The following is an 8,237-nucleotide window of genomic DNA, read 5'->3' as shown; positions in this document are numbered from 1 at the left end:
GATTCTGGACATACCACCGCCGCCCGAGGTCTGCCCCCCGAACTGTCCCGACGATCCTCCGATTCTGGACATACCACCGCCGCCCGAGGTCTGCCCCCCGAACTGTCCCGACGATCCTCCGATTCTGGACATACCACCGCCGCCCGAGGTCTGCCCTCCGAACTGTCCCGACGATCCTCCGATTCTGGACATACCACCGCCGCCCGAGGTCTGCCCCCCGAACTGTCCCGACGATCCTCCGATTCTGGACATACCACCGCCGCCCGAGGTCTGCCCCCCGAACTGTCCCGATCCGAGGATTCCGCCGGAGACTGTATGCAGTGATAGTGCGTTGTGCACGCCGACGCCAGACATTCCCGATACCCCGGCGCCGGGACCTGGACCTGTAATCCCCGGATCGGTCTTGCCGGCCCCTGGGGCGCCGGTACCGGCGGTTCCTGGTGTAGTCGTTCCTGGTGTAGTCGTTCCTGGTGCCGCGCAACCAATCCCAGTGCAGGGCCTCGAGCTCAGTGATCCGGCGGTGCCGCCGGGCGCACCGGTGACGGCGTCGGGTTCGGGGTGCCCCCCGGGTGCCGGGGTGGCCCTGTCCGTGGGGGGTGTCCGGGCGGGCGAAACTCAAGCTGATGCGGCCGGCGCGTTCGAGGCCCCGGTCAGCCCGGTTGTCGCCGACGTCGGGCGGCATCAGGTGTCTGCCGAATGCGGGCCGGTCCTGACCGCGCCACTGGATATCGTGTTGGTCAGTCAGGCCACCGGGTCCACCGCCACCTCGGTGGTGATCGTCTTCTTCCTCCTCATCGGCCTGCTGATCTTCCGGCGCCGCCTGCTCGCACCACAGTCGTACCGCGACGAGCCGCAGTCGGATCTCGAGGAGCCCCAGTCAGGCCTTGGGGAGCGGTCATGATCGCCCGGTGGCTCATTGCGGTCGCGATGGCCCTCGGCGCAGCGATATTCGCCGGTCCCAGCGCCAGCGCAGCCGAGCCAGTTCAGATGTCGGTGACCGTCAACAGTCAGGACGCTGCCTCGGCCGGCCCGACCAATCCCGTCCGCCTCGACCCGCACAGTCCAGCCCGCGTCCAGATGACACTCACCAACAACACCGCAGATCTTGTCACCGTCGGTGCCGTCGACGTGTCCGGACATGTCCTCGGGTTGACCTTCTTCTCGTATCACACCGCGGTCGGTCTGACCGTGGAGCCGGGACAGACGCAGTCTCTGGATTTCGAGCTCGAGCCGTCCGGCCTCGACGGTCAGGCCACCGGCCTGATCAACGGGACGGTCACCGTCACCGACGGGGACGGGGCCGTCCTCGCCGAGACGGCCACCGTCACCGATGTGCGCGGCTCATTGGTGTCGGTGTACGGGCTGTTCGGGCTCGCCCTGGCAATCCTGACCGCGCTCGCGGTACTCGACGCCGCCCTCGGTATCGCCCGGCGCCGGCTGCACGAGAACCGGTGGCGACGGGCAATGCGGATGCTTACCCCGGGCATCGGGATCGGGCTGGTGCTGGCCTTCACCCTGTCGGCGACCCGGGTGTGGGCGCCGACCCTGGATCGGTGGCTGCTCCTGGCCGGCGGGTTCGCGGCCGGCTTCTTCCTGCTCGGCTACCTCACCCCCACCCCGGACACGGCCGAGGACGAGGACGTCGACGACATGGCCGACGACGAACTCGAAGACAGTGACGCCGTGGACGACGACCGGACCGGACGGATCGGTGAAGATCCCACCGATCGGTGGCCGTCAGAGACCGGCCCGCCGCCCACTCGCCCCGCCGGCACCGACCGGCCCACTCCCTGATCGGACCGGCACATGGAAACCGACATCGATCGTGTGGCCGCCGCCCTCCCCGCATACGAGGTGGGCGGCGAACTCGGCCACGGCGGATGGGGAGTCGTGCTCGCCGGCCGTCACCGCGCCCTCGGACGCCCGGTCGCGATCAAACAGCTCCCACCCGCCTTCGCCACCGACCCGGGCATCCGGCGACGATTCACCGCCGAGGGCCAGCTGCTCGCCTCCCTCGACCACCCGCACGTGGTGCCCGTCTACGACTTCGTCGAACACGACGGCCTGTGCCTGCTGGTCATGGAACTGCTCCCCGGCGGCACGGTGTGGAACCGGTTCACCCGCACCGGATTCAACGCGCATGCCGCCGTCGCGGTGGCCTTGGCCTGCGCCGCCGGGCTGACCGCCGCCCACAACCGGTCCATCCTGCACCGCGACATCAAACCCGAAAATCTGCTGTTCGCCGCCTCCGGGGCGATCAAGGTGACCGACTTCGGCATCGCCAAGGTCATCGGCGGCGAACAAACCCTGGCCACCAAGGCCGGCGACGTCCTCGGCACCCCGTCCTACATCGCCCCGGAACAGGCCCGCGGCGGCGAGCTGACCCCCGCCACCGACGTCTACGCGCTGGCCACCATGCTCTACGAACTCCTTGCCGGGGAACTTCCGTTCCCGCCGGCTGACGACGCCATGGCCTTGCTGTTCATGCACGCCTTCGACGAGCCCACCCCGCTGCAGGAGACCGCGCCCGCCGTCCCCGACCCGATCGCCGACGTGGTCATGCGCGGATTGGCGACGGACCCCACCCTGCGTTACCCGTCCGCCGAGGCCTTCGGGATCGCGCTGGCCTGCGCCTCCACCGGACGCTGGGGTCCGGGGTGGCTGACCACCGAGGGCATCCCGGTGATGGGAGCCGACACCATCGTCTCGGCCACCGGTCTCGGACCCCCGCACACCCCGACTCTGACCGACAGCGACGACCATCCACCGTTGCCGCTGACCCGGCCACACGCCGCACCCCGACGGCCCGTCCCAAGCGGTCCTCCCGGCACCGAACCGCACCGGGCCGACCCGGCAGCAACCGCCGACCCGACGGCAACCGCCGACCCGACCGCACCGACCGGATCCATCGACCCGACCGAATCACCCACCGCGACAGCACCCGGGGCGCGTGCCACCGCACCGCCGCCGACCGTGCGCCCGTCGATCACCGTCCACGCCCGCGGCGCCCGCCTGGCCGACGTCTCCGGCGCCGACCTCGTCAACGTCCGCACCGTGGTGAAGCTCCCCTCCCCTCGTGTTCCGCTGGTCATCGCCGCCGCCCTGGCGGTCATCGCCGTCCTGGTGGCGTTGCTCGGTCTCGGTGCGCCCCCGATCGATGTGCCTCCGGTCGGCGTTGTCACCGTCGCCGGCGTGGACCCGGCCGGCGGTGCGCCCGTCCCTGTCGATTTGACCGCGCCGGTCCCGGTCACGGTGGCGGTGGCGGGTGCCGGTCTCGCCGACGCCGCGACCCTGGCCCTCGACGTACTCGACATCCCGGTGAAGAACACCGATGCCGCGCCACTGATCAACCAGGGTGGTGCCGCGGCCGCGTCACTGCCCCCACTCGGCGGGCAGTACTTCGTGGCCGGAATGCTCACCGGAACCCTGACCCTGCTCCAGGCCGGTCAGGTGATCGAAACGTGGACGTTTCCGGTCCGCACCACCCAGCCGGCGACCAGCACCGCGGCCGCCGTCGGAGTCGCCGCCCTGGCCCTGTTCGCCGTTGCTTACCTCGAGTCGTTCCTGCGTTCGCTGCGCCGGGGGCGGGGCCGGATCACCGGCATTATCGGTGCCACCGTCACCGCCGGGGTGCTCGGAGCCGCGGTCGTGGGCGCCCTCTGGATTCTCACCGCACGCCCACCGACCACCACCACCGTGGTTGTCTGTGCGGCAGTCGCGGCAGGGGCCGGGGCCGCCGCCGCCGTCGGCGCCGCCCGGATCGGGCGTCGACGCCGTTACCGTCGAACCCACCGCAACACGAGATCCGTGGGGACCACCATCGACCAGCGGTAATACTTCGTCCCCGGCGACAGCGTCGCCCGGGAACGATCCGTCCCCGGCGCGGTCCACCCGTGGAGCGAGCCACGAGCCCGGTTCTGCCCGGAGACTGAGGCCCGATGCCGCACCATCTGGTCCTCGTCCGCAACACCGAGCCGACGGTGGGAGGAGGGACTGCCGCCGCGATCCGGACATCCCCCGGGTGAATGACAACTGTTGTCGCACAGTGGATGGAGCGGCTACGGGATCGCAGCAGGATCGGGCAGGCCGATGGTGGGGCCCGGGAAGGCGATCCCGTCGGTGCCGACACCGACACCACCGACGGTGATCCCGGGCAGGGAAACACCGGGGATATAGACGGAGACGGTCGGTGCGGGCGGCGCAGCCGAGGGCTCGGCCGCGGTAGCTTCTTCCGGCACTTCCCAGCTGTAGCCCTCCCGCGGGCCGCTGTCATTGGTTGCCGCGCCGGCGATTCCCCCGCCGACGGACAGGGCAACTGCGGTGAAGGCGATCAGCGGAACAGCGAATTTCATAGCGTTCGACATGGTCAAACTCCTTGCGTGATGAGGTCGAGAGAGGTCTGGGGCGTCCCGAAACGGTACGGATACCGCCGAGATCAGCTTGCGGTCTTCGGACTCAACGTCGATCCCGACGAATCGCCTCGACTGGACACCCCGGCGCATAGGGAAGCTGGTGGTCCGCGGCGACGGAGAGCGGTAGTGACCCCGCCCCGCGGCACCTACCGGCCGGTCGCGAATTCGTGCGCGTCTACGCGGGTTCGATGAATGGAGACAGGCCTGCCCTCGGGCCGTCTGCCTCGGCGACCGCGCGCCGCGACTGCGGGCGGTGGGGAACAGTTCCGGATGCGCCATCATCGCCGGCTGCGATTGCCGCAGGAGTGGTCGTCATTGACGGAGACAGACCGCCCAGCGGCACCATTCTCCCGATGGCTCGAGGCCCGGGCGTTCTCGGATGAGTGCACACCGCAGACCCATCGCGTGAATATGGGCCCCCGCAGGGCCGGCCCGGTGTCTCATGGGTGGGCCGGCCCTGCGGGAGTCCGCGATCCCTTACGGGCAGGGGATCAGGATCAGCAGACGAACGGAATCGGGATGACGCAGATGCCGGGGCCGCCGCCCTGAGCAGGTGCAGGTGCCTGCTCGATCATGCCGCCGTCACCTCCGGGGGCCACTCCACCATTGCCGCCCGCACCGTTGCCGCCGACACCCCAGCCGCCGACACCGTCGCCGCCGGTCGTCGGGCCCGTGGTGGCGTCGCCGGAACGTGCATTGCCGCCGTCGCCGCCCCTGCCCACCTCGCTGTTGCCGTTGCCGCCGCCGTTGTTCAGTCCGATCGTCGGGCCGCCGAAGGAAATTCCGGGGGCGCCGGCACCGCCGTCACCGGCATTGGCGTTGCCGGTCTCGGCGTTGCTCTGCGCGTCACCGCCCGTACCGGGGGCGCCGACACCCGGCGCGCCGACACCGGGCGCGCCCGGGGCGCTGCCCCCCGCACCCCCGGGCGCCGCCGGTTCGGCGGACGCAATTCCCGCACCCGCCGACAGCGCGAAGGCTGCAATGGCAATCGCCGTGATGGTGCGCTTCTTGATGTTCGACATGTGAATCTCCCTGTGTTGCCGGTGGTTTTGCTGTCCTGACAAGATTCCCGCGAAATGAAGCGAATTGATATCCTCGGCAGGTCTGAAGTTCCTCACCCCTGCATCGGCAGGACATCGATACGGCACGCCCCGGCGCTGTTGTGTCGCGCCGTCACCGAATCCGTTGACGCACAATCCCTTCGCCAGGAACGAGACGGATATCCAACAGCGTTGGTGTAGTGCAGATTTCGGTACGCTAACACCGTCAACGGGATCGCACAGGACATCCGGCGCTCCGCAGACGATCCAACGCAGCCACTTCGGGGAACCGCCTTGCTGCGAGATCGGCAGGAAGGTCGATCGGCACGAGCTCGACAGGTGATCGCGCCGAGGAGGTGCCTCTCCGCTGACCCTGAGGTGGAAGTCGTGTCCGACCGGGGTGTTAGTCCCATGTCGGGCCCGGTCGTGGATGCGCACGGAGCGGGTCCATGAACTCCATGGGGTGAGGAACTTCCACCCCGCTGTCGAAGATTCCCACTGCTTGTCCGGGAGAAGCTAGTAAGCGTTGATCGGCACGGATCGCTGCCACCCCGTCAAAGAAAGACTCACTATGAGGCCCAACGCCCTTCGCCAGGCTCTTCTGATCAGTGCTGTCATGCCCGCAGCTCTCCTACTCCCCGCACTAGCCTCGGCGGCCGAACCCACATCGGAAGAAAGCCAGTCGGCATTCGAGCGCGAGATCGACAAAATCGGGTGGCACGATGGCTTCGAGATCACCGTCGACAAGGTGACCGCGAACTCGGACAATGCCACGACGACACTCGATTTCGACCTGAACTACAAGAACCTGGTCGGAGTCAGCCACACCCCCACCGACAAGGCATACCTCGAGGTCGATGGCGCGGTGGTCAAACTGTCATTCGACAGCCCCGAGATCGCTGGCGGCGGACAAGCGTCCGGCACGGCGTCCGCCTCCCTGAAGACCCCGTCGGACACACCCGACCTCGACGACGTCGTCGACAGCGTCGTCCTCGTTTACGGCCAGGCCGACACGAACCAGACGCGAATCCCGCTAGCCGAACACGACAGCGTCGAGAGCATCGAGCCGAGGGGCATCCCGGTCGGGATGACATTCGGAACCGACATGGAGATCACCCTGGACGAGGCGTTCCTCTGGCCGAGCTACCAGCCCGGCGAGAAGGACAAGCACGAAGTCTGGGTCAAGATCAATGCAAACTGCGGGCGCTGCTCGACCGGCGGCTTCTCCGATGTCAATCCCGGCGACTTCGAACTGACAGGACCGGACGGCCAGTCAGGTCGCGGCGACAAACGCGGCGGATTCATCTCCGAGAACGTCTACTCGACGAGCAAGATCGAAGGCGAGTGGATCGTCTTTGTCATGGACGAACCCACGCCCGGCGCATACACATTCCTGTGGGAGAACAGCAACCCGGCGAAGCCCGCGCAGGCCTCGACGCAGATCACCCTCTGATCGCCCGAACTCCAGGCCGGCACGAGTCGAACGCTGGGCTCGACGGGTCCACCGACCGCGGTCGGGTGGGCTCGGTTGTACGCGACCAGTTGCGCGGTTCCCGTCCATACTCGCCTCGCCAGATACCGGACCCAATGTCATGACCGCACCACATCACAACACAGCCCGCGGTTGGGCGGCGGTCCGCCGGTTGAACATCCACACCTAATGAGCCGCGCCGCGGCGGTCCACCGCGAAATGGATCTATCACGCTTCGGCGACTTCCAGGGGCGGTCGCCCTCGACGACTGGCCTTCGCCGACACCGACAACATCGCCGCCGACCCCGGCACACAAGGAACCACCAGGAACACCGCCCCTGGGGGTGGACGACCACCGATTACTGCCACCCCTACGTATCAAGAGCAGCCCGAGTGCGAGCGGCCATTGCCGGTGTGGCCGGAGACGGAAACGCCCGACCCGTTCCTTATGCCGAGGCACGGGGCGCTGCACACGGCCGGTACCACTCGAACCCCCGAGCAACATGCGTGGTGTGATTCGGTCCAGGTGCCCGCGCTTTACGATCCCGTCGGCACGGAAGTGGAGGACCGAGATGACCGAAGTCGACCACATCGACGTCATCGGGGCGCAGTCCGTGCTCGAGGTGGCCGAAGTGGTCGCCGCGGTACTCGGGGCCCGGATGGAGATGGGCGGCGAACCCGGACGCATCGTGATCACCGGAGCACCCGATCCCGATCTCCGGGTTGTCATCGGGCTGGCGATCAACGACCGCGGAATACCCGAAAGATGGACCAGACGAATCACGATCACCCATGAACACAGTAGCGGCGAGCGCCGCCGCTGGACACAGCACCTCCACCGCGCCCTCACCGAACGCCGCGACTGGACACTCACCTCCACATGAGAATTCAGGTCCGGATGGGCCCCTCCGGCCGAAGGGGTCAGACGACCGGAGGGACCGAGCTGTCGCGCGGAGTTGCCGTCCGAGGACACGCGGCAGCACGCCCATCGGATACCCCTCCCAGACCGGTTCACTCCTCATACCGGTCGGTGCACCAACGGGGGCCTTCCGATCCCGCAGACAGCTTGTGCTCGCCTCGGCCCATACCCACAGCTCGCGGAGAAGCTCGACCGCGAGCACGCCACGTCGCAAATCGAACCCCTGTGAAGACGAAGGCCTCCGCGAACTGCCTGGTGACCTCCGACGCGTCCCGGTCCCTGCGCGCGCCCGACCCTTCTGCACGGGACAATCAGTGCCATGCACGCCCGTCGCCGTCCCGGTCACCTCGTCCACGTCCTCGCAGTCCTACTGCTCGCTCTCGTGGCCGCTGCCT

General features: G+C 68.3%; 7 protein-coding genes. 5 read left to right on the top strand and 2 right to left on the bottom strand.

Going from position 1 to position 8,237, the window contains the following annotated elements:
- Positions 1–490 precede the first annotated feature (490 nt).
- Genes ACFWAY_RS51545 through ACFWAY_RS51535 form a run of 3 tightly spaced genes read left to right on the top strand, consistent with a single transcriptional unit; the run spans position 491 to position 3,834 of the window.
- The gene (locus ACFWAY_RS51545) at positions 491–901 is read left to right on the top strand and encodes a hypothetical protein (RefSeq protein WP_378516224.1); all 411 of its coding nucleotides are present in this window, start codon (positions 491–493) and stop codon (positions 899–901) included.
- Positions 898–1,794: a hypothetical protein gene (locus tag ACFWAY_RS51540; protein WP_378516223.1), complete on the top strand. Its 897-nt coding sequence runs from the start codon at positions 898–900 to the stop codon at positions 1,792–1,794. Before ACFWAY_RS51545 ends, ACFWAY_RS51540 begins: the two co-directional genes overlap by 4 nt.
- Positions 1,795–1,806: 12 nt before the next feature.
- A complete protein-coding gene (locus ACFWAY_RS51535; protein ID WP_378516222.1) occupies positions 1,807–3,834 on the top strand; it encodes a protein kinase in 2,028 nt (675 codons plus the stop codon).
- Positions 3,835–4,058: 224 nt separating this feature from the next.
- On the opposite strand, the gene ACFWAY_RS51530 is transcribed toward ACFWAY_RS51535, so the two are convergent.
- Both ACFWAY_RS51530 and ACFWAY_RS51525 read right to left on the bottom strand, forming a co-directional pair.
- Positions 4,059–4,364 carry a hypothetical protein gene (locus tag ACFWAY_RS51530; protein ID WP_378516221.1) on the bottom strand — a complete coding sequence of 102 codons (306 nt, stop codon included), beginning with the start codon at positions 4,362–4,364 and terminating at the stop codon, positions 4,059–4,061.
- A gap of 545 nt (positions 4,365–4,909) precedes the next feature.
- Positions 4,910–5,434: a hypothetical protein gene (locus ACFWAY_RS51525; protein ID WP_378516220.1), complete on the bottom strand. Its 525-nt coding sequence runs from the start codon at positions 5,432–5,434 to the stop codon at positions 4,910–4,912.
- Positions 5,435–6,068: 634 nt separating this feature from the next.
- Between ACFWAY_RS51525 and ACFWAY_RS51520 the strand changes: the two genes are divergently transcribed.
- Together ACFWAY_RS51520 and ACFWAY_RS51515 are read left to right on the top strand one after the other, a co-directional pair.
- Entirely contained in the window at positions 6,069–6,905 is an 837-nt protein-coding gene (locus ACFWAY_RS51520) for a hypothetical protein (RefSeq protein ID WP_378516219.1), read from the top strand.
- A 590-nt stretch (positions 6,906–7,495) separates the two neighbouring features.
- Positions 7,496–7,807, top strand: coding sequence for a hypothetical protein (locus ACFWAY_RS51515; RefSeq protein ID WP_378516218.1), 312 nt, complete (start codon positions 7,496–7,498; stop codon positions 7,805–7,807).
- Positions 7,808–8,237 lie beyond the last annotated feature (430 nt).

Source organism: Rhodococcus sp. NPDC059968 (assembly GCF_042738615.1).
GTDB lineage: Bacteria > Actinomycetota > Actinomycetes > Mycobacteriales > Mycobacteriaceae > Rhodococcus_F.
The sequence above is the reverse complement of the archived record's forward strand: the minus strand, read 5'-3'. Positions and strand labels throughout refer to the sequence as shown.

Coding starts and splice junctions, on each gene's coding strand:
- ACFWAY_RS51540 (WP_378516223.1), top strand. CDS start 898: ATGATCGCCCGGTGGCTCATTGCGGTCGCGATGGCCCTCGGCGCAGCG.
- ACFWAY_RS51515 (WP_378516218.1), top strand. CDS start 7,496: ATGACCGAAGTCGACCACATCGACGTCATCGGGGCGCAGTCCGTGCTC.
- ACFWAY_RS51535 (WP_378516222.1), top strand. CDS start 1,807: ATGGAAACCGACATCGATCGTGTGGCCGCCGCCCTCCCCGCATACGAG.
- ACFWAY_RS51520 (WP_378516219.1), top strand. CDS start 6,069: ATGCCCGCAGCTCTCCTACTCCCCGCACTAGCCTCGGCGGCCGAACCC.
- ACFWAY_RS51525 (WP_378516220.1), bottom strand. CDS start 5,434: ATGTCGAACATCAAGAAGCGCACCATCACGGCGATTGCCATTGCAGCC.
- ACFWAY_RS51530 (WP_378516221.1), bottom strand. CDS start 4,364: ATGTCGAACGCTATGAAATTCGCTGTTCCGCTGATCGCCTTCACCGCA.